The following is an 18,692-nucleotide window of genomic DNA, read 5'->3' as shown; positions in this document are numbered from 1 at the left end:
ACGGCCGGCGGGGGTGACCCCCTAGATGCCCGCGCCGGCCTCGAACAGACTCAACCGTGCCGCGCTCAGCTTCACGCGCTGACCGCCTTGCAGCCGCAACGTGTCTGCCTCCTCGCGCGTCAGCTCTGCCTCCAGCGGCTGGCCATCCGGGCCGATCAGCTCGACACGCGCGCTCGCGCCGAAGGACAGCACGCGCTCCACGGTGGCCGACAAGCCGTGCGCCGACTCGTCAGTCAGGATCTGCAGTTCATGTGGCCGCGCATAGGCCTGCACTTCGCCGTCACCATGCGCGCCCTGGTGCGGCAACTGGTGCTCGCCCATATGCAGCACACCGCCGCGTGAGTGGCCGACGAAGCGGTTGACAGCACCAAGGAAGCCGTAGACGAAGGGTGTGGCTGGGCGCTCGTAGACCTCCTGCGGCGTGCCAACCTGCTCGACGCGGCCGTGGTCCATCAGCACGATGCGGTCGGCGACTTCCAGGGCTTCATCCTGATCGTGCGTGACGAAGATGCTGGTGATGTGCAGCTCGTCGTGCAGGCGGCGCAGCCAGCGGCGCAGCTCCTTGCGCACCTTGGCGTCGAGCGCGCCGAAGGGCTCGTCCAGCAGCAGCACGCGCGGTTCCACGGCGAGTGCACGCGCCAAGGCGATGCGTTGGCGCTGGCCGCCCGAGAGCTGGGGCGGGAAGCGGTCGCCCAGCCAGTCCAGCTGCACGAGCTTGAGCAGCTCGGTCACGCGCTTCCTGATCTCGGTCTCGGGCAGGCGCTGCTTCCTGGGCTTCACGCGCAGGCCGAACGCGACGTTGTCGAACACCGTCATGTGGCGGAACAGCGCGTAATGCTGGAACACGAAGCCGACCTGGCGTTCGCGCACATGCGTGTCGGAGGCGTCCTGGCCGTCCAGTAGCACGCGCCCGCGGTCGGCCTGCTCCAGACCAGCAATGATGCGCAGCAGCGTCGTCTTGCCGCAGCCCGACGGGCCGAGCAGTGCCACCAGCTCGCCGGTCGGGAATTCCAGCGACACGTCACCCAAGGCGGTGAAGTTGCCGAAGCTCTTGTGGATGTTCTGAACCTGGATACCCATCATTCGCTCCCGTGCGACGACTGGCTGGCGCGCCACTCGATGAATTGCTTGATCACCAGCGTCACCAGCGCCAGCAGCGCCAGCAGCGAGGCCACGGCGAAGGCGGCCGCGAACTGGTATTCGTTGTAGAGGATCTCGACGTGCAAAGGCAGCGTGTTGGTCAGGCCGCGAATGTGGCCAGAGACGACCGACACCGCGCCGAACTCGCCCATGGCGCGTGCATTGCACAGGATGACGCCGTACAGCAGGCCCCACTTGATGTTGGGCAGCGTGACGCGGCGGAAGGTCTGCCAGCCGCTGGCGCCGAGCACAGTGGCCGCCTCTTCCTCGTCGCGCCCTTGCGCCTGCATCAGCGGGATCAGCTCGCGGGCGACAAAGGGGAAGGTCACGAAGACGGTCGCCAGCACGATGCCAGGCACGGCGAAGATGATCTTCACGTCGTGAGCCTGCAGCCAGGGGCCGAACCAGCCCTGGGCGCCGAAGATCAGCACATACATCAGGCCGGCCACGACGGGTGAGACCGAGAAGGGCAGGTCGATCAACGTGATCAGCAACTGCTTGCCGCGGAACTCATGCTTGGCGATCAGCCACGACGCGCTCAGGCCGAACACCAGGTTCAACGGCACCGCGATGGCCGTGGCGATCAGCGTCAGTTTGATGGCGGAGAAGGTTTCCTCTTCGGCGATGGACGCGAAGTACACCTCCCAGCCCTTGCGCAGCGCCTCGGTGAACACGGCCACCAGCGGCAGCAGCAGGAAGACGGCGAAGAAGGTCAGGCCCAGCGCCAGCAGCGTGAAACGCACCGCGGGCGATTCGCGCGTGGCCGGGTTGTCCTGATACTTGGCGCGGGCACGCGGTGGTGCGAGGTGCAAAGCCGTGCTCATCGCTTTCCTCCCCGGCGCGAACTCCAGGCCTGCAGGCCGTTGATGGCCAGCAGCAGCACAAAGCTGACGATCAGCATGACGGCCGCGATCGCCGTGGCGCCCACGTAGTCGTACTGCTCCAGCTTGGCAATGATCATCAGCGGCGTGATCTCGCTGACCATGGGGATGTTGCCGGCGATGAAGATGACCGAGCCGTACTCGCCGACGGCGCGCGCAAAGGCCAGCGCGAAGCCGGTCAGCAAGGCGGGCAGCAGCGTGGGTAACACGACATAGCGGAAGGTCGTCCAGCGCTGGGCGCCGAGTGATGCCGCGGCTTCTTCCAACTCGGTCTCCATGTCCTCCAGCACCGGCTGCACCGTGCGCACGATGAAGGGCAGGCCGATGAAGATCAGCGCGAGCAGGATGCCCAGCGGGGTAAAGGCGATCTTGATGTCGTACTTGGCAAAGAGGGAGCCGACCCAGCCGTTGGGCGCATACAGCGCTGTCAGCGCAATGCCGGCCACGGCGGTCGGCAGGGCGAAAGGCAGGTCGATCAGCGCGTCGACCAGCTTCTTGCCCGGGAACTCGTAGCGCACGATGCACCAGGCCAGGATGAGGCCGAAGAAAAGGTTGATGAGGGCGGCCAGCAGCGAGGCGCCGAAGCTGAGCTTGTAGGACGCCATCACGCGCGGCGCGGTGGCGGCGGCCCAGAAGGCGTCGAAGCCATGCCCCGAGGACTTCAGGAACACCGCGATCAGCGGCACCAGCACGATGAGGGACAGGTAGAACAGCGTGAAGCCGAGCGTTGGCGCAAAGCCGGGCAGTACGCGTCGTCGTAGGAACAGGGCCATGTCAGTTGTATTTGTTTTGCATTCCGGGCCGAGCGCCGGGCCGCTCCCTAGCCGGCCCGCTTAGGCGATGTGCTTGCGGCTCAATGCCGCAAGCATCGCCATCCCCTCGGGGGATCGACCAGGTACGCCCGCGTTCAGCGCGGCGCGACTGGGCGAGGGGCTCCATGTCAACGCTTGATCCCCGCCATCACCTGGTCGAACGAGCCACCGTCGGCAAAGTGGGTCTTGCTGACCTTGGCCCAGCCGCCCAGCGTCTGGTCCACCGTGAACAGCTTGATGTTGGCGAAGCGCTGTGCGTGCTTCTTGAAGACGGCCGGGTCGCGCGGGCGGAAGTTGTTCTTGGCGATGATTTCCTGGCCTTCCGGGCTCCAGTGGAAGTCGAGGTAGGCCTTGGCCAGTGCCGCGCTGCCTTTCTTGGCCGCGACCTTGTCGACGATGGCCACCGGCGCGTCGGTCTCGATGGAGATGCTGGGGTTGACCTGCTCGAACTGGCCCTTGCCGAACTCGTTCTCGATCAGTTCGACCTCGGCCTCGAAAGTGACGAGCACGTCACCGATGCCGCGCTGCGTGAAGGTCGTCGTTGCGCCGCGGCCGCCACCGTCCAGCACCGGCACATTGGTCAGCACCTTGGTCACCAGCTCCTTGGCCTGGGCCTCGCTGCCGCCGGTGGCGATGACGCTGCCCCAGATGGCCAGATAGCTGTAGCGGCCGTTGCCGGTGACCTTGGGGTTGGGGATGATGACCTGCACGCCAGGGCGGGCCAGGTCGCTCCAGTCCTTGATGCCCTTGGGGTTCCCCTTGCGCACGAGGAAGGTCATGGTCGACGAATAGGGCGCCGCGTTGTTCGGGAAGCGGCTGCGCCAGTCGGCCGGCGTCAGCCCGGCGCTGGCGAGTTGGTCCACGTCGGTGGCCTGGTTCATCGTGACGACGTCGGCCTCCAGGCCGCCGATGACGGCACCGATCTGCTTGCTGGAGCCGCCGTGGCTCTGGTTGACGGTCACGGCCTGGCCCTTGGCCTTCTGCGCGGCAACGAAGGCCGGGTTGATCTGCTTGTAGAGCTCGCGAGCGACGTCGTAGGAGACATTGAGCAGCGTCGCGTCCGAGGCCAGGGCGGGCAGGGCGGCCGTGGCGGCCATCAGCGCGACCAGGGCACGGCGGGTGGGCAGGAAAGGGGGCATGACTGGGCCGTCGGGTGAACGAAAGCCGAGAGGGTGCCCAAAGTCTCTTATTCGCGGAAGGACAGTTTTCTTATTTCCTTATTCGTTCCAAGGCATTGAGTGGCGCGCTGCTTGCTAATCTCATGAGCATGCCGTTTGCCCTTGACCACCCCTCGACCGCCTCGCTGCTGCTGGAAAGCACGGGTGAAGGCATCTTCGGCATCGACATGGCCGGCTGCTGCACCTTCGTCAACCGTGCCGCCTGCGAGGCCCTGGGCTGGCGCACGGAACAGGTGCTGGGCCGCAACATGCATGAGCTGATCCACCACTCGCGAGAAAGTGGTGCCCACTATCCGGAGTGCGACTGCCCCATCTTCAACGCCTTTCGCCGTGGCGAGCCCTGCCGCATTGACGACGAGGTGCTGTGGCGGGCCGACGGCAGCGCTTTCCCCGCCGAATATTCGAGCTATCCCGTCATCGAGGCCGGGGAGGTGCAGGGCGCCGTCGTCACCTTCGTTGACATCTCGGCGCGTCGCCAGGCCGAGGCGCTCCTGCGCGCCAGCCATGACGAGTTGGAGCAGCGCGTGGCCGGGCGCACCGCCGAGCTGCGCGAGCTGGCCCACCACCTGGAGGCGGTGCGCGAGACCGAGCGCAAGCGCATCGCCCGCGAGATCCATGACGAACTCGGCTCGCTGCTCGTCGCGTTGAAGATGGACCTGGACTGGCTGGCCCGCCGCGTCGGCGATGCGACACAGCGTGAGCCCATGGTGGACAAGTGCCAGCGCATGGGCGGCCTGGTGGACACGGCGGTCGACTCGGTCGGCCGCATCATCACGGACCTGCGCCCCAGCATCCTGGACCATCAGGGCCTGTGGGCGGCGCTGGAGTGGCAGGCCCAGGAGTTTGAACTGACCGGCAGCGACGAGCGCCAGGTCGACTTCAAGATGCACGTGGCCGCCGACGTGGTGCCGCCGGAAGGGGGCCTGGCCATCGCGGTGTTCCGCATCTTCCAGGAGGTGCTGTCCAACATCGCCCGGCACGCGCGGGCGCGGCATGTAGCCATCCGCCTCGACGTGGACGCGCCGCCAGGGCCGGTGCTCTACCTGCAGGTGCGCGACGATGGCGTGGGCGCCGCGCCCGAGGCGCTCAACGATGCGCGCAGCTACGGCGTGCTGGGCATGCGCGAGCGGGCGGGACATTTTGGCGGGCGAGTGGGCATCGAGAGTTTTCCAGGGCGGGGCACCACCGTCAGGCTCGTCATGCCGTTGGAGCAAGCATGAAGCCCCTCGTCCAAGGAATACCTTGGCCGGGACCGCGCTGCGGCCAGTGGCCGCAGCGCTTCGGCAGGCACAACGCGCCCACTGGGCGCGTTATGTCCGGCCTCAGCCCCCGGGGGGACGGCGATGCTTGCCGGATTGACCGGCAAGCACATCGCCCGGACGGGCCGGCTTGGGAGCGGCCCGGCGCTCGGCCCGTGGAGGACAAATGATCCGTGTGTTGATCTGCGACGACCACCTCATCGTCCGCCAAGGCATCAAGCAGGTGCTGGCTGAAGCCGAGGATCTGCAAGTGGTCGGTGAGGCCGCCAACGGGCCCGACGCCATCCAGCGCGTGCGCATCGGTGGGGTTGACGTCGTGCTGCTGGATATCGCCATGCCCCAGCGCGACGGCCTGGACATCCTGAAGGCGCTGAAGTCCGAATTCCCGAAGCTGCCGGTGCTGATGCTGTCCACCTATCCCGACCGCCAGTACGCCGTGCGCAGCTTGAAGCTCGGTGCGGCCGGCTACCTGAACAAGAGTGCGGACAGCGAACAGATGATCGACGCGGTGCGCAGCGTCGCCCGCGGCAAGCTCTTCATCACGCCCAGCGTGGCCGAGCAGCTGGCCGGCGCCATCGGCGCGGGTGGGCCGGGTGGCCGGCAGGCGGACGACACGCAAGCGCTGCACGAACTGCTGTCGCATCGCGAATATCAGGTCTTCAAGCTGCTGGCCGCCGGCCGCAGCGTGGGCGAGATCGCCGAACAGCTGGTGCTCTCGCCCAACACAGTGTCCACCTACCGCGCCCGGGTGCTGGAGAAGATCGGCGTGCACAATGACGTGGAGCTGGCGCTGTTCGCGGTGCGCATGGAGCAGGCGGGATAGGACCGCTTCCCGAGAAGTGAAACCCTGTTTCGTTTTGCGCGGTACATTGCCGACCGCATGCATCACCGCGCCGGTCGGCGCACAGAGAGAACTTCATGAGCGCCACCCAGCAAATCGCCGAAGCCTTCACCGCCGCCCGCGCCGCCGGCCTTGCGATCGCAGCCTACCCCGGCACGCCGCCCGCGACGCTGGCCGAGGCCTATGCCATCCAGGCCGCCGCCATCGCGCGCTGGCCCGATGCGGTCAAGGGCTGGAAGGTCGCCCGTGTGAACCCGGCGTTCGCGGCGCAGTTCCCTGAAGAGCGTCTCATCGGGCCCGCCTTTGCCGCCAACGTCCACCACGTGGCGCAAGGTGTTGCCGCGCAATGCCCGGTCTTCGAAGGCGGCTTTGCGGCGGTCGAGGCCGAAGTCGTCATCGTCGTCGCGGCCGACGCGCCGGCAGGCAAGGCCGACTGGACGGCCGACACCGTCGCCCCGCTCGTCAAGTCCATGCACATCGGCGTGGAAGTCGCCAGCAGCCCGCTGGCGACGCTGAACGACATCGGCCCGGGGGCCGTCATCTCCGACTTCGGCAACAACTGGGGCGTCGTCGTCGGTGCAGAGATCGCCAACTGGCGCGAGCTGGAAACCATCGATGTGGAGACCTTCATCGATGGCCAGTCGGTCGGCACCGGCAAGGTCGCCATCAAGCCAGGGCCTCTCGGCGCGCTGGCCTTCACGCTGAACAAGCGTGCCCAGCAGGGCGAGATCCTGCGCGCCGGCGACGTCATCTCGACCGGCATGATCACCGGCGTGCACGACATCCGCATCGGCCAGCAGTCGCGGCATGTGTTTGCCGGCGTGGGCGAGGTGCAGGTGCAGATCACGCGTGCGGCGGGCGCGGGTCGCTGATCCTGGTCACAGTGCTGATCGCCTCAAGCGAGTGCGCGCTCATCGCGCTCATTCAAGCCGCGGGGATCGCTTCACGGCAGCTTCTGCATTCCTCGCTGCACGGCCAGTTCCGCGACCTTCCGGCCGAGAGCCGTGGCGTGCTCATCAGCCGTGCGGGTGTGAATGCCTGCCCAGATCCGGGCATTCTCGATCTCCGTCGCCGCCTGGGAGAAGCTGCTGAAATGACGCGTCAGCGCGTTGTTGAAGGTGGCGCTGAAGGGCACGCCGTCGTTGCCGAACAGCAGTTGGAGCGACCTGGACCAGGCGCCTGACGTCGCCGAATGGCCGGAGAGGTAGTCCGGGTGCGGCGGCGTGTTGATCAACGGCTCCCAGGTCGGGTCCGCATTGCTCGAAGCGGCGCGGATGGCCGTCACCGGGCGCCAGGTGCCCATCTTGCGCTTGACCTCCCAGCTGGCGATCACGGCGTCGAGCGCGGCCATGTTGATGATGGCGAAGATCCGGGCGTTCTCCGGCGTCGACGTGCCCTTGGCGGTGGCGGCGGCGCGCGCGGCGGCGTTCCACATCTGGCCGCCGTTTATCAGCGTGAAGATGGCCGCCGCCGTCTGGTCGGCAGTTCGCTCGGTGGAGTTGCGCCCGCCCAGGCGCCTCACCTCGTCGAGTTCCTTGGCGTATTGCACACTGTCAATCGCCAACGGGCCGGGCGCCGTCACTTCCGCCGCTGATTTGAGGAAGAAGGGCTTGACCTCGGCCCAGTGGATCGAGGCAAAGCCGCCCATCGAGGGCGGCGCCGGCTGCCAACTGCCTCGGGCGGTGGCTGGCGTGTAGACGACGCGGGCGTTCCAGCCGTCGCTGCTGCGCATGGCGATGCATTGCTCGGCGACCTGGCGGCCCAGGGCGCTGCCATCGCTCTTGCCGGCGCCATCGGGCAGCTTGGCAAGCGACGCCTGCAACGCGGCGTCGAGTGCAGGCTTTTGCAGCGGGTAGATCGACGCCAGCACCGCATGTGCCGCCGATGCCGCCGCCGCCTCGGCCGATGCGCCGGCCGGTGCCGCGGGGGCGGGACTCATGTAGGCCTGGTGCGTGCGCGTGATGGCGTTGACGGCGTCGAACATGGCGACGTGCGTGAGAGCCAAGGCACGCATCTCGACTTGCGGCGTGCTGGACGCCGTGAGGCCGAGCGCCGTGACGTTCCAGTCCGTGACAACGTCGGCTCGCGCCGAATGCAGGGCAGTCGCCAGCACGGCGGCCAGCAGGCATCTCCAAGCGGCAAGTGTCATCGCGGCTCCTTTGCAGTCGACGGTTCGAGGCTCCGCCCGCCCCGGTGGCCCGGCAACCCCTAGAAGGCGGCGCGATGGCTCGGTGTCCTCTCGGTTGAGGATTGCCGCGGGGGGATGCGAGCGTCAGTCCAGCATTGCGACTGGCCCCTCCGGCATCGCGGTCGTCAACGGCCCTCGTGGGCACATGAACAAACGAAACAAACGCCCGTCCGGCCTGAAACCGCCGCGCGACAGGCGGCAGGCACAGTGCGATGCCTTAGTTCCAGGAGACCGTCATGCCTTCACAAGCTTTCCAAGCATCCTCTGCTCGCCATGTGCTTGCCGCACTCGTTGTCGCTTTCGCCTTCACTTCGGGCCTGGCCCATGCGGCGGATGCCGAGCAAGGCATCGAGCAGGCGCTCAACGCAGCGCTGCAGGACAAGCGCGGCATCACGCTCTATGTGAACGGGCAGGCGATCTCGGGCGCCGTGACGCGCATCGAGCCGGGCCGCTGGGTGGAACTGCGCAACCAGCAGCACGGCCACATCGTCGTCCGCCTGGACCGAATCGACGGCATTGCGGCGCCCTGAGGGGCGCGCGCGTTCAAGCCTTGCTCAGGCGGGCCGCCACCTCCGGCGGCAGCGGCATGAACTCGCGCACGTCCTGCGCGCAGCGGCAAGCGGCGGCGATCTTGGCGGCCCAGTGGTGGGCGGCGTCCCGGTCGGGTACGTCGACACGGTGAAGCCGGGGATGGCGCTCTGTCTACACGCCCAGATACCTGCCGGGTTTGTGGTTCAGTGTGAGGATGGCGCCGATGGCCACGGCGCCAACGACTGACTGCAGAACCCGAACGGGCGGCACGGTGAAAAGCGCTGCAAGCACGACCAGGACATCGACCGACATCTGAATCTTTCCTGCACTCAGACCCTTGGTTTGCTGGAGCCACTGCGCCACGATATTGACGCCGCCGACGCTCGCCTGATGACGAAGCAGGGCCAGGAGGCCGAATCCGACGAGAAAGCCACCAAGTACCGCGGCCACCCAAGGGTTCAGGAACTCGAAGCGGACCACCCTGGGTGCCAACGCCGTACAGGCGGAAACCAGCGAGACGGCAAGGAGGCTTTTGAGCGTGAACTCTCTGCCGAGGCGCTGCCAGGACAGCAGGAAGAACGGCAGGCTGAAGGCGAAGAAGCACAGCGCCAGACTGAGGCCGCTGGTGTAGCTGGCGAGGAAGGCAACTCCCGCGACCCCGCCCGTCAGCAGGCCGGCATGTGCAAACATGGTGAGGCCCAAGGCGACGAACAATGAGCCCGCTATTAGTGCATGGCCGTCATCAAGCCAGGTGTGAACGGGCGGTTCTGTTGAAGTTCGATCCATGCCGGCACACAAGCACACTGCGTGCCGTCGCGGCAATCACCGGGTGTGGGTACTGAACCCCAACAGACGCGGAGGCGCTGATCGTGTTGGGGTTCACTACGCTCACCCCACGAGCTGATCCAGGGCGCCAAGTCGGCCGTGATGACCGCGCATAAACGCAGCGACAAGATCTCGCAGTGGCTGGTGCAGTTGCTCGCCCGCGTGGGCTGGCAAAAGGCGGTGGTGGCGCTGGCCAACAAGAACGCGCGCATCGTCTGGGCGCTGCTCGCCAAAGGGCGAGAGTTCGATCCGAATTACGTGTCGGTCAAGCCTGGCGAAGTGCCGCCGATACCGGTCCTGGCGCAGGCCTGAACGCATTCCCCGACGAACAAGTTCTTCCGGTAGACGTGCGTTCGAAGATGCAATTCACAGGTCAGACCGGCAGCAGGCAAGCTCGACTAACCGGGTGCCGCGCCAATTGTGGCGACGGCGGCGAGTGAATGGAGCCCTGCTGAGCGGTTGGTATCTGGGCCCAAACCGAATCCCGAGTGCAACAAGGCCGCCTGTAGATGATGTGCAGTCTGTTCTCTGTGGCGCTGCATCAAATCGAATGCAAGTCTTGATGGGAAAACAGCAAAGGCGTGATTAACCGGGAAGTCCCTGTAGCGCGGTTAGGCAAGCAATCGATCCTCTGAGCCTGGATTCCAACGATACTTATATTTTTTTTTATCGGCTTCCAGCAGTCCAAGCACAACAAGTCTGTCAATGGTCTCATACAGAAACATACTTGCTGCATTATCTGTACAGAGCACACCCTTGTACTCACGAAATTGATCATAACTACCGTCATCTGGCTGAAAAAGGCCAAGGCAGATACCGAGCTTGTAGGCTGTTATATCAGGATCTTCCCATTCGAGGAGATTTTCCTTTAGGGCTCCTGCAATTGGTGCTAGCAGTGAATCCAAGTGCACTCCTTTGCTTAACGTTCGCGCTCAGCGGGCGGCGAAGCCGTCCGCTGCAGCAAAAGGTTAAACCTCATTCTTCGCCGACCGCTTGTTCTTCGAAATGAGCACTTGCCCCAGCGGCTCATCGGGCGACTTGCGCCATTGCCGCGGTTTGGTTGCCCGCATAGTGTTCTCGGCCACATCCAGTTGATCGATGTTCGTTGCCACAACCGCTTTTGCCAGCGCCGAATCTTGTGCACGACGCTCGGACCGAATGTCCAGTGCTTTCGACAACGGAATGTTCTTCCGCGAAGACTTGCTGTTCTCGCCGTATGTATTCCGGCGGTCCTTGGCGTAGCTCAGTTGCTTCTTCTGTTGGGGCGTCATGAGGTTTAACGTGCAGGTGAGCGGACGCCGAAGGCGGTCCGCTCCAGTGACAGGTTGGACCTCAGTCCCCGAGGGAGACGGCACATGGTTCAGATCCTTCGAAGGGCACGGTAATCATTGCATCGGCCCAGCCGGTTAGAGAGAACTCGACCGAAAACTTCCCCGACTCGTACACCGTAAATCCGTCGCAAACTAGTTCCCCGTGCCCGGCGATGAACTCCTGCGCGCCATCGTGCGATCTGACGAAGGATTCAGCTGCTTGAACAAGGTGGTTGGGCTCCCGCAGAAGCCGGCGGGCAACCTCAACAACCTCCGAGCTTGGCTGCTCCTTGCCTCCCTCCATGCTGACGCAAAGACAGTCTTGTGTCTTCACGGGAAACCACATGGTTCGCACTCGCGTGAACTGGCCAAGTTCCGAATCCTCGAACCTGCGCTGGCGCAAGAAGTCAAACATCTGAGGTTCAACGTGTTCTGTGGAGACAGGCGGCGCTGCCTAGGCAGGCGCGCTGCGCTCTAGATCGGCGCATTGCAGCGCAGGCAAGTGCTTGAATCAACACAAAAAGTCTCCCGTTCCACTGCATTCCATACAGCATTAAATTTCCGGCAAAAGCGGCTCGCACTTACAAGTTCTCTGCCGTGCGTTGACGCCTGATGATGCCAGCGGCGCTGGCTCTCGCCCCGCCGCCGCCAACCGCTGCAGACCCAGGTTTTCCCTGGTAGTTCCAGCCCTACAAAAACTCGCCGCCCCCCACGATTCCGCGACGACGCGCTGGTTCCTAGAGTCGCTCCCATCCTGAGGAGCACTCGATGACCCACGATCCCTACGACGCCGACCGGCCTTTGCTGATGCATTGCGCCTGCGGCCAGCACGCCAGCGCTGCTGACCATGCTGCTGCCGAACTGCGCGCACGCAGCAAAACGGCCGACTTCGAGACCGAGTCCGCCAGCTTCGTCGAAGCCACGCTCGTGAAGGCGCTATTCCCGCAGGACGCTTTGCGCCGCCGCTTCTTGAAGGCCGTGGGCCGCCGCACGGCGATGGCGGCCATCGGCAGCGTGCTGCCCCTCGCCTCGCTGCAGGCGATGGCGCAGGGCACTCAGGGAGCACTGGAGAAGAAGGACCTGAAGATCGGCTTCATCCCCATCACCTGCGCCACGCCGCTGATCATGGCGCACCCGCTCGGCTTCTATGCCAAGCAGGGGCTGAACGTGGAGGTGGTGAAGACGGCGGGCTGGGCGTTGATCCGCGACAAGATGATCAACAAGGAGTACGACGCCACGCACTTCCTGTCGCCGATGCCGCTGGCGATCAGCCTGGGCCTGGGCGCGCCGGCCACGGCGATGAACGTGGCGACCATCCAGAACACCAACGGCCAGGCCATCACGCTCAGCGTCAAGCACAAGGACAAGCGGGACCCGGCGAGCTGGAAGGGCTTCAAGTTCGCAGTGCCCTTCGAGTATTCGATGCACAACTTCCTGCTGCGCTACTACGTGGCGGAAGCGGGGCTGGACCCGGACCGCGACATCCAGATCCGCGTGGTGCCGCCGCCCGAGATGGTGGCCAACCTGCGCGCCGGCAACATCGACGGCTTCCTGGGCCCGGACCCGTTCAACCAACGCGCCGTGTACGAGGAGGTGGGCTTCATCCACCTGCTGACCAAGGAGCTGTGGAACGGCCACCCCTGCTGCGCCTTCGGCACGAGCATGGAGTTCATTCAGAAGAACCCCAACACCTTCATCGCGCTGTACCGCGCGGTGCTGACCGCCGCGGCGATGGCCCGCGAAGCCAAGAACCGCGAACTGATCGCCAAGGTCATCGCGCCGCAGGCCTATCTGAACCAGCCGGAAACCGTCATCGCCCAGGTGCTGACGGGCAAGTTCGCCGACGGGCTGGGTAATGTGAAGGTCGTGCCGGACCGTGCCGATTTCGACCCGATGCCCTGGCAGAGCATGGCCGTGTGGATGCTCACGCAGATGAAGCGCTGGGGCTATCTGAAGGGCGACGTGAACTACAAACAGATCGCCGAAAAGGTGTTCCTGCTGACCGATGCGCGCAAGCAGATGAAGGCGCTCGATCAAGCCGTGCCGGAGGACAAAGCCGGCGGCTATCCAAAGTTCAAGGTCATGGGCAAGGAGTTCGATCCGGCCAAGCCCGACGCCTACGTCAACAGCTTCGCGATCAAACGCACATGAAGCCCTCGCTTGCTTTCCGCGCCGGCCTGCTGTCTCTGCTGCTGCTTGGCTGTCTGCTCGGCCTATGGCACCTAGCCACGCTGGGCAGCGGCGCCAGCGCCGCACCCGCAGCGGCGATGACGCCCGAGCAGATCGAGTACGCCAAGCTGATGGGCAAGCCGGTGGACGCCACGCCGGTGGCCGCCAAGAGCGGCTTCCCGACGCTCGCGCAGATGGGCCGCACGGTGGTTCATCACCTGTCCGAGCCTTTCTATGACCGCGGCCCCAACGACAAGGGCATCGGCCTGCAGCTGGCCTATTCGCTGGGCCGCGTGGGGCTGGGCTATCTGCTCGCGGCGCTGGTCGCCATCCCACTGGGCTTCGTCATCGGCATGAGCCCGCTGATCTACCGCGCGCTCGACCCGTTCATCCAGGTCTTGAAGCCCATCTCGCCGCTGGCCTGGATGCCGCTGGCCCTCTACACGATCAAGGACTCGGCCGCGAGCGGCATCTTTGTCATCTTCATCTGCAGCCTGTGGCCGATGCTGATCAACACGGCCTTCGGCGTGGCCGGCGTGCGGCGTGAGTGGCTGAACGTGGCGCGCACGTTGGAAGTCACACCGCTGCGCCGCGCCTTCGAGGTCATCCTGCCGGCGGCGGCGCCCACCATCCTGACGGGCATGCGCATCAGCATGGGCATCGCCTGGCTGGTCATCGTCGCGGCCGAGATGCTGGTGGGTGGCACGGGCATTGGCTACTTCGTCTGGAACGAGTGGAACAACCTCAGCCTGCCCAACGTCATCTTCGCCATCCTCGTCATCGGCCTCGTGGGCATGGCGCTGGACCTGCTGTTTGCCCGCGCCCAGAAGGCGGTGACCTATGTCGACTGAACTCGTCCAAGTGCAAGGCCTGGCCAAGCGCTATGGCAACGCGACGGTCTTCGATAACGTCAACTTCACGCTGACCGAGGGCGAGTTCGTCTGCATCATCGGCCACAGCGGCTGCGGCAAGACGACCATCCTCAACGTGATGGCCGGGCTGGAGCAGGCCAGCGACGGCCACGTCTTCATGGCCAAGCGCGAGGTGAACGCGCCAGGGCTGGAGCGCGGTGTCGTCTTCCAGGGCCATGCGCTGATGCCGTGGCTCACGGTGCGTCAGAACATCGCCTTCGCGGTACGCAGCAAGTGGCCCGGATGGAAGCGCGCCGAGGTCGATGCGCAGGTCGAGAAGTACGTCGCCCTCGTCGGCCTGACGCCGGCGTTGGACAAGAAGCCCAGCCAGCTGTCCGGCGGCATGAAGCAGCGCGTGGGCATCGCCCGCGCCTTCGCCATCGAGCCGCGCATGCTGCTGCTGGACGAGCCCTTCGGCGCGCTCGACGCGCTGACACGCGGCACCATCCAGGACGAGTTGCTGAAGATCTGCGCCGCCACGCGCCAGACCGTCTTCATGATCACGCATGACGTGGACGAAGCCATCCTGCTGGCCGACCGCATCCTGCTGATGGCCAACGGCCCGCAGGCCCGCGTGGCCGAGATCGTCGTCAACACGATGCCTCGTGACCGGCAACGCGCCACGCTGCACCACGACCCGCAGTTCTATCGCATCCGCAATCACCTCGTCGACTTCCTCGTCGAACGCAGCGCCACGCTGTCGCACGGCCGGGCGCCCGAGCACCCGCCTGAGGTGCGGCCGGGTCTTGCGCAGACCGCTGAAGTCATTCCCCTAGACCCCTCACTCACCACCCTCAGGAGCCAAGCATGAGCCGCCTCGACGTCACCGAAAAAATCATCGCCACCAAGGTCGCCAAAGGCATCAAGTGGGCCGACGTGGCCACTGAGCTCGGCCTCAGCAAGGAGTGGGTCACCGCCGGCTGCCTGGGCCAGATGACCTTCAACGAAGAGCAGGCGACCAAGCTGGCCAAGGTCTTCGACCTGACCGAGTGTGAGACGCAGTGGCTCAAGGTCGTGCCCTACAAGGGGAGCCTGCCGACCAGCGTGCCCACCGACCCGCTGATCTACCGCTTCTACGAGCTGATCAGCGTCTACGGCACGACCTTCAAGGAGCTGATCCACGAGGAGTTCGGCGACGGCATCATGAGCGCCATCGACTTCAAGATGGACTTGCAGCGCGAGCCGAACGCGGCCGGCGACCGCGTCAACATCGTCATGAGCGGCAAGTTCCTTGGCTACAAAACCTACTGACATGAAGCCGCCGCTTCCACCCTTCACGCCAGAGTCCGCGGTGCAGAAAGTGCGCCTGGCCGAAGACGCCTGGAACAGCCGTGACCCCGACCGCGTCGTCGGCGTCTACACGGACGACACGGTCTGGCGCAACCGCGCCGAGTTCCCGGTCGGCCGCGAGCAGGTGCATGGCTTTCTCGTGCGCAAGTGGGCGCGCGAGCTGGACTACCGGCTCATCAAGGAGCTGTGGGCTCATGACGGCCATCGCATCGCTGTGCGCTTTGCGTACGAGTGGCACGACGACTCCGGCCACTGGTACCGCAGCTATGGCAACGAGAACTGGGAGTTCACCGCAGAGGGCCTGATGCGGCGGCGCTTTGCCAGCATCAATGACCTGCCCATTGCGACATCGGCGCGGCTGTTCTTCTGGCCGCTGGGCCGGAGGCCGGATGAGCATCCGAGCCTGAGCGACCTGGGGCTCTAGGCGCGAACGGCCAGCATCACTGCATACGCCTTGAATACGGCCGTTGCCGGTTGGCCCACGGCCAAGCCGAGGCCGTCGACCGCGTCATTGGTGACGCTCGCCGTGACCACCGTGCCGCCCGGCAGCGTCACGCCGATCAGCGACGACACCGCGCCGCGCTCCACGCGCGACACCGTGCCGGCCAGTTGGTTGCGGGCCGACAGCCTGTAGCCGCCGAAATCCGTCACCAGCACGATCTCGCTGGACTTCACGAGGGCCAGCGCCTCCTGGCCCGTCTGCACCTGCAGTTCCAGCGCGGCCTCGGTCGTCAGCGAGGCGGTGATTTCCTGGCCGCCGTCCAGCGCGACGCGCACCGTCGTCGTGGCCGGGCCGGGGTTCACGCCCGAGATGCGGCCGAAGAACTGGTTGCGGGCGGTGGTCTTCATGCTCATCCTTTTCAGCAGCGCGTCGAGCGCCGGTTGGGTGGCCAGCCAGGCGGCCTGTTCGTGCAGGAAGGCGGTGTGTCGGGCCTGAAGTTCGCGCCAGGCGGCGAGCAGGATCTCGCCCTCGGCCGTCAGCCGCGTGCCGCCCCCGCCAGCGCCGCCCGTGGCCTTGTCGACCAGCGGCGCACGCGTCAACGCCGCCGCCGCGTCCAGCACCAGCCAGGCGCCCTTGTAGCTGTAGCCGGCGGCCTTGGCGGCCTTTTGCAGCGAGCCGGTCAGCGCCAATGCGGCCAGCAGGTCGAAGAAGCGGCCGTCGAGCCGGCCGGCCAGGCGCAACTCGCCCTGCAGCAACGGGTGGTCGGGAGTGCTCATAGCAGTCGGGCGCGCAGCTCGGGGTCGTCGGCCCGCAGCCGCTGGCTGACCTGGCCGCCGTCGACCAGCACGATCTCGTCGGCCAGCGTTAGAACGTCGTCGGCATCGTGGCTGACCATGACGGCCGGGATGCCCCATTGCGCCAGCACACGTTGCAACTCCGTGCGCAGTTCGCGGCGCAGCGCGCTGTGCAGCGCGGCGAAGGGTTCGTCCAGCAACAGCACCTTGGGGTTGCAGGCCAGCGCCCGGGCCAGCGCCACGCGTTGCTGCTGGCCGCCGGAGAGCGTGGCCGGTTTGCTGCGCGCCATTGCCGTGAGGCCGAAGGATTCGATCAGCTCGTCCACTCGCGCCGCGTCCGCGGCCTTCAGACGCTTGCGCCAGGTCGTCAGCCCGAAGGCGATGTTGTCGCGCACGCTGAGGTGGGGGAACAGGGCGTAGTGCTGGAACAGATAGCCGACGCCGCGAGCCTCGGGCGGCAGGTTGATGCCGGCGGCGGTGTCCAGCAGTGCGAGGCCGTTGAGCTTCATATGCCCAGCGCGCACTGGCAGCAGTCCGGCCATGGCCTGCAGCGTCAGCGACTTGCCGGCGCCCGACGGGCCGTAAAGGGCGACGAAGGGCGCCTCCGTGGCAAAGGCGACGTCCAGGTCGAAGCGGCGCCGGGCGTCGCTGACTGAGAGTTGCAGGCGAACGTCGATCAAGGTTTACCGAAACCGTACTTGGCCAGGATGCCCTGGGCTTCGGCCCCGCCGAGGAAAGCGACGAAGTCTCGCGCCAACGCGGCCTGCCGGCTGCCCGCCACGACGGCGGCCGGGTAGGTGATGGGCGTGTGGCCGCCTACCGCCGCGACCACGCGCAGCTTGTCCTTGGCGATCTCGGCGTCGGTGCGGTAGACGAAACCGGCCTCCACCTCGCCGCGAGCGACGTAGTCCAGCACCTGGCGCACGTTGTCGGCGAAAACGAGCTTGGGGCTCACCGCCGACCAGAGCTGTGCGGCCCCCAGGGCCTGCTGCGTGTATCGGCCCACGGGGACGGAGGCCACCTTGCCAACCGCGATGCGCTTTACGGTGGGCAAGGTCAGGTCGGCCACACGCCTGACGGGGCTGTCCGGCGGCGCCACCAGGACCAGGGTGTTGCTCGCGAAGTCGCGGCGAGTTCCGGTGGCAATGAGCTGTTGGTCGGCACTGCGGTTCATCGTCTCCTGGTCGGCGCTGACGAAGACGTCCACCGGTGCGCCCTGGGCGATCTGCTGCAGTAGCACGCCGGAGGCGGCGAAGTTGAAGCGCAGCGTCGCGCCGGGCTTGGCCGCCTCGAAGCGCGGGGCGATCTCCTTGAAGGCGTCGGTCAGGCTGGCGGCGGCGGACACGGTCAGTTGCTGGGCATGGGCCAGCAAGGGAATGGCGGTCAACAGGAGCAGCAGGCGCTTCATGACGGCGAGCTTTGCAGAAAGCGGTTGGACAGCACGAGGATGGCGACCGAGAAGGCCGACACGACGAGGGCGAGCGTCAGGGCCAGGTCGTCGCGCCCGGCCTGCACAGCGTCGTAGATGGCCATGGAGGCGGTCTGGGTCTGGCCCGGAATGGAGCCAGCCACCATCAGCGAGGCGCCGAACTCGCCCATCGCACGGGCGAAGGCCAGCAGCGTGCCGGCGAGGATGCCGGGCCAGGCCAGCGGCAGCGTCACGCGCAGGAAGGTGCTCCAGCCCGACTGGCGCAGCGTGCGCGCGGCGGCTTCAAGGTTGCGGTCGACCTGGGAGAAGGCGCTGCTGGCGCCCTTGAGCACCAGCGGCAGGGCCACCAGCGCCGAGGCGATGACGGCGCCGTGCCAGTTGAAGATGATGGTGTAGTCGAAGTGTTCGCGCAGCCAGCCACCGAGCACGCTGCGCCGACCCATCAGCACGAGGATGCCGTAGCCCAGCACGGTCGGCGGCAGCACCAGCGGCAGCATGCAGATGGCCTCCAGCAGGCCTCGGCCCGGGAGCCTGGTGCGCGCGAACACCCAGCCCAGGGCGACGCCCAGTACCAGGGCCAGCGCCGTTGCGACGACGGCCACGCGCAGCGTCAACGCCAGCGGCGCGGCGTCGAACTGGCTCCAGAGGTCGGTTGGCATGGTGGCGTAATGTAATCAACTACATCACGAATT

Annotated in this window: 21 protein-coding genes and 1 pseudogene; 10 read left to right on the top strand and 12 right to left on the bottom strand. The window is 66.1% G+C overall.

Annotation, left to right across the window (positions count from 1 at the left end; all coding sequences use genetic code 11):
* Positions 1-21 precede the first annotated feature (21 nt).
* From ASC91_RS13695 to ASC91_RS13680, 4 genes are all read right to left on the bottom strand, one after another.
* Entirely contained in the window at positions 22-1,080 is a 1,059-nt protein-coding gene (locus ASC91_RS13695; protein ID WP_056199536.1) for a sulfate/molybdate ABC transporter ATP-binding protein, read from the bottom strand.
* Positions 1,080-1,964 carry a sulfate ABC transporter permease subunit CysW gene (cysW, locus tag ASC91_RS13690; protein ID WP_056197600.1) on the bottom strand — a complete coding sequence of 295 codons (885 nt, stop codon included), beginning with the start codon at positions 1,962-1,964 and terminating at the stop codon, positions 1,080-1,082. The genes ASC91_RS13695 and cysW overlap by 1 nt, the downstream gene beginning before the upstream one ends.
* Entirely contained in the window at positions 1,961-2,794 is an 834-nt protein-coding gene (gene cysT, locus ASC91_RS13685) for a sulfate ABC transporter permease subunit CysT (RefSeq protein ID WP_056197598.1), read from the bottom strand. The genes cysW and cysT overlap by 4 nt, the downstream gene beginning before the upstream one ends.
* Positions 2,795-2,961: 167 nt before the next feature.
* The gene (locus ASC91_RS13680) at positions 2,962-3,972 is read right to left on the bottom strand and encodes a sulfate ABC transporter substrate-binding protein (RefSeq protein WP_056197595.1); all 1,011 of its coding nucleotides are present in this window, start codon (positions 3,970-3,972) and stop codon (positions 2,962-2,964) included.
* A gap of 128 nt (positions 3,973-4,100) precedes the next feature.
* Between ASC91_RS13680 and ASC91_RS13675 the strand changes: the two genes are divergently transcribed.
* The 3 genes from ASC91_RS13675 (at position 4,101) to ASC91_RS13665 (ending at position 6,983) form a co-directional block, all read left to right on the top strand.
* On the top strand, positions 4,101-5,231 hold the full coding sequence (locus ASC91_RS13675) for a PAS domain-containing sensor histidine kinase (protein ID WP_082532764.1): 1,131 nt from the start codon (positions 4,101-4,103) through the stop codon (positions 5,229-5,231).
* A gap of 205 nt (positions 5,232-5,436) precedes the next feature.
* The gene (locus ASC91_RS13670; RefSeq protein ID WP_056197591.1) at positions 5,437-6,093 is read left to right on the top strand and encodes a response regulator transcription factor; all 657 of its coding nucleotides are present in this window, start codon (positions 5,437-5,439) and stop codon (positions 6,091-6,093) included.
* 95 nt (positions 6,094-6,188) lie between these two features.
* A complete protein-coding gene (locus ASC91_RS13665) occupies positions 6,189-6,983 on the top strand; it encodes a hypothetical protein (protein WP_056197589.1) in 795 nt (264 codons plus the stop codon).
* A 71-nt stretch (positions 6,984-7,054) separates the two neighbouring features.
* Here ASC91_RS13665 and ASC91_RS13660 read toward each other — a convergent pair whose 3' ends face one another.
* Positions 7,055-8,260, bottom strand: a complete 1,206-nt coding sequence (locus tag ASC91_RS13660) for a vanadium-dependent haloperoxidase (protein WP_056197587.1) — start codon at positions 8,258-8,260, stop codon at positions 7,055-7,057.
* A 275-nt stretch (positions 8,261-8,535) separates the two neighbouring features.
* Here ASC91_RS13660 and ASC91_RS13655 point away from each other — a divergent pair, with 275 nt between their 5' ends.
* Positions 8,536-8,829, top strand: coding sequence for a hypothetical protein (locus tag ASC91_RS13655; protein ID WP_157281612.1), 294 nt, complete (start codon positions 8,536-8,538; stop codon positions 8,827-8,829).
* A gap of 172 nt (positions 8,830-9,001) precedes the next feature.
* Here the strand turns inward: ASC91_RS13655 and ASC91_RS13650 are convergent, their stop codons facing one another.
* Positions 9,002-9,616, bottom strand: a complete 615-nt coding sequence (locus ASC91_RS13650; RefSeq protein WP_056197583.1) for a YitT family protein — start codon at positions 9,614-9,616, stop codon at positions 9,002-9,004.
* Between the two features lie 114 nt (positions 9,617-9,730).
* Here ASC91_RS13650 and ASC91_RS13645 point away from each other — a divergent pair.
* Positions 9,731-9,967: pseudogene (locus tag ASC91_RS13645) on the top strand (IS110 family transposase); the annotation flags it as partial.
* Positions 9,968-10,266: 299 nt separating this feature from the next.
* On the opposite strand, the gene ASC91_RS29435 reads toward ASC91_RS13645, so the two are convergent.
* The gene (locus tag ASC91_RS29435) at positions 10,267-10,560 is read right to left on the bottom strand and encodes a hypothetical protein (RefSeq protein WP_157281610.1); all 294 of its coding nucleotides are present in this window, start codon (positions 10,558-10,560) and stop codon (positions 10,267-10,269) included.
* Positions 10,561-10,623: 63 nt separating this feature from the next.
* Positions 10,624-10,926, bottom strand: a complete 303-nt coding sequence (locus tag ASC91_RS13640; RefSeq protein ID WP_056197579.1) for a hypothetical protein — start codon at positions 10,924-10,926, stop codon at positions 10,624-10,626.
* Between the two features lie 807 nt (positions 10,927-11,733).
* Here ASC91_RS13640 and ASC91_RS13630 point away from each other — a divergent pair.
* From ASC91_RS13630 to ASC91_RS13610, 5 genes are read left to right on the top strand one after another with little or no spacing between them, the layout of a single operon-like run.
* The gene (locus tag ASC91_RS13630) at positions 11,734-13,116 is read left to right on the top strand and encodes a CmpA/NrtA family ABC transporter substrate-binding protein (protein ID WP_056197575.1); all 1,383 of its coding nucleotides are present in this window, start codon (positions 11,734-11,736) and stop codon (positions 13,114-13,116) included.
* Positions 13,113-13,985 (top strand): nitrate ABC transporter permease, encoded by an 873-nt coding sequence (gene ntrB / locus ASC91_RS13625; protein WP_056197573.1) that lies wholly within the window; start codon positions 13,113-13,115, stop codon positions 13,983-13,985. Before ASC91_RS13630 ends, ntrB begins: the two co-directional genes overlap by 4 nt.
* Positions 13,975-14,856: an ABC transporter ATP-binding protein gene (locus tag ASC91_RS13620; protein WP_056197571.1), complete on the top strand. Its 882-nt coding sequence runs from the start codon at positions 13,975-13,977 to the stop codon at positions 14,854-14,856. Before ntrB ends, ASC91_RS13620 begins: the two co-directional genes overlap by 11 nt.
* Entirely contained in the window at positions 14,853-15,296 is a 444-nt protein-coding gene (gene cynS / locus ASC91_RS13615; RefSeq protein ID WP_056197569.1) for a cyanase, read from the top strand. The genes ASC91_RS13620 and cynS overlap by 4 nt, the downstream gene beginning before the upstream one ends.
* Position 15,297: 1 nt before the next feature.
* A complete protein-coding gene (locus ASC91_RS13610; RefSeq protein WP_056197566.1) occupies positions 15,298-15,759 on the top strand; it encodes a nuclear transport factor 2 family protein in 462 nt (153 codons plus the stop codon).
* Here ASC91_RS13610 and ASC91_RS13605 read toward each other — a convergent pair.
* From ASC91_RS13605 to modB, 4 genes are read right to left on the bottom strand one after another with little or no spacing between them, the layout of a single operon-like run.
* Positions 15,756-16,553, bottom strand: a complete 798-nt coding sequence (locus ASC91_RS13605; protein ID WP_056197564.1) for a TOBE domain-containing protein — start codon at positions 16,551-16,553, stop codon at positions 15,756-15,758. The two genes, ASC91_RS13610 and ASC91_RS13605, sit on opposite strands and share 4 nt — an antisense overlap.
* Complete coding sequence (locus tag ASC91_RS13600) at positions 16,550-17,251, bottom strand: sulfate/molybdate ABC transporter ATP-binding protein (protein ID WP_056197562.1); 702 nt, start codon at positions 17,249-17,251, stop codon at positions 16,550-16,552. Before ASC91_RS13600 ends, ASC91_RS13605 begins: the two co-directional genes overlap by 4 nt.
* On the bottom strand, positions 17,248-17,979 hold the full coding sequence (gene modA / locus ASC91_RS13595; RefSeq protein ID WP_056197560.1) for a molybdate ABC transporter substrate-binding protein: 732 nt from the start codon (positions 17,977-17,979) through the stop codon (positions 17,248-17,250). Before modA ends, ASC91_RS13600 begins: the two co-directional genes overlap by 4 nt.
* Positions 17,976-18,659, bottom strand: a complete 684-nt coding sequence (gene modB / locus ASC91_RS13590; RefSeq protein ID WP_056197558.1) for a molybdate ABC transporter permease subunit — start codon at positions 18,657-18,659, stop codon at positions 17,976-17,978. The genes modA and modB overlap by 4 nt, the downstream gene beginning before the upstream one ends.
* Between the last annotated feature and the right edge of the window lie 33 nt (positions 18,660-18,692).

Source organism: Pelomonas sp. Root1237 (genome assembly GCF_001425055.1).
Classification (GTDB): domain Bacteria; phylum Pseudomonadota; class Gammaproteobacteria; order Burkholderiales; family Burkholderiaceae_C; genus Pelomonas.
The sequence above is the reverse complement of the archived record's forward strand: the minus strand, read 5'-3'. Positions and strand labels throughout refer to the sequence as shown.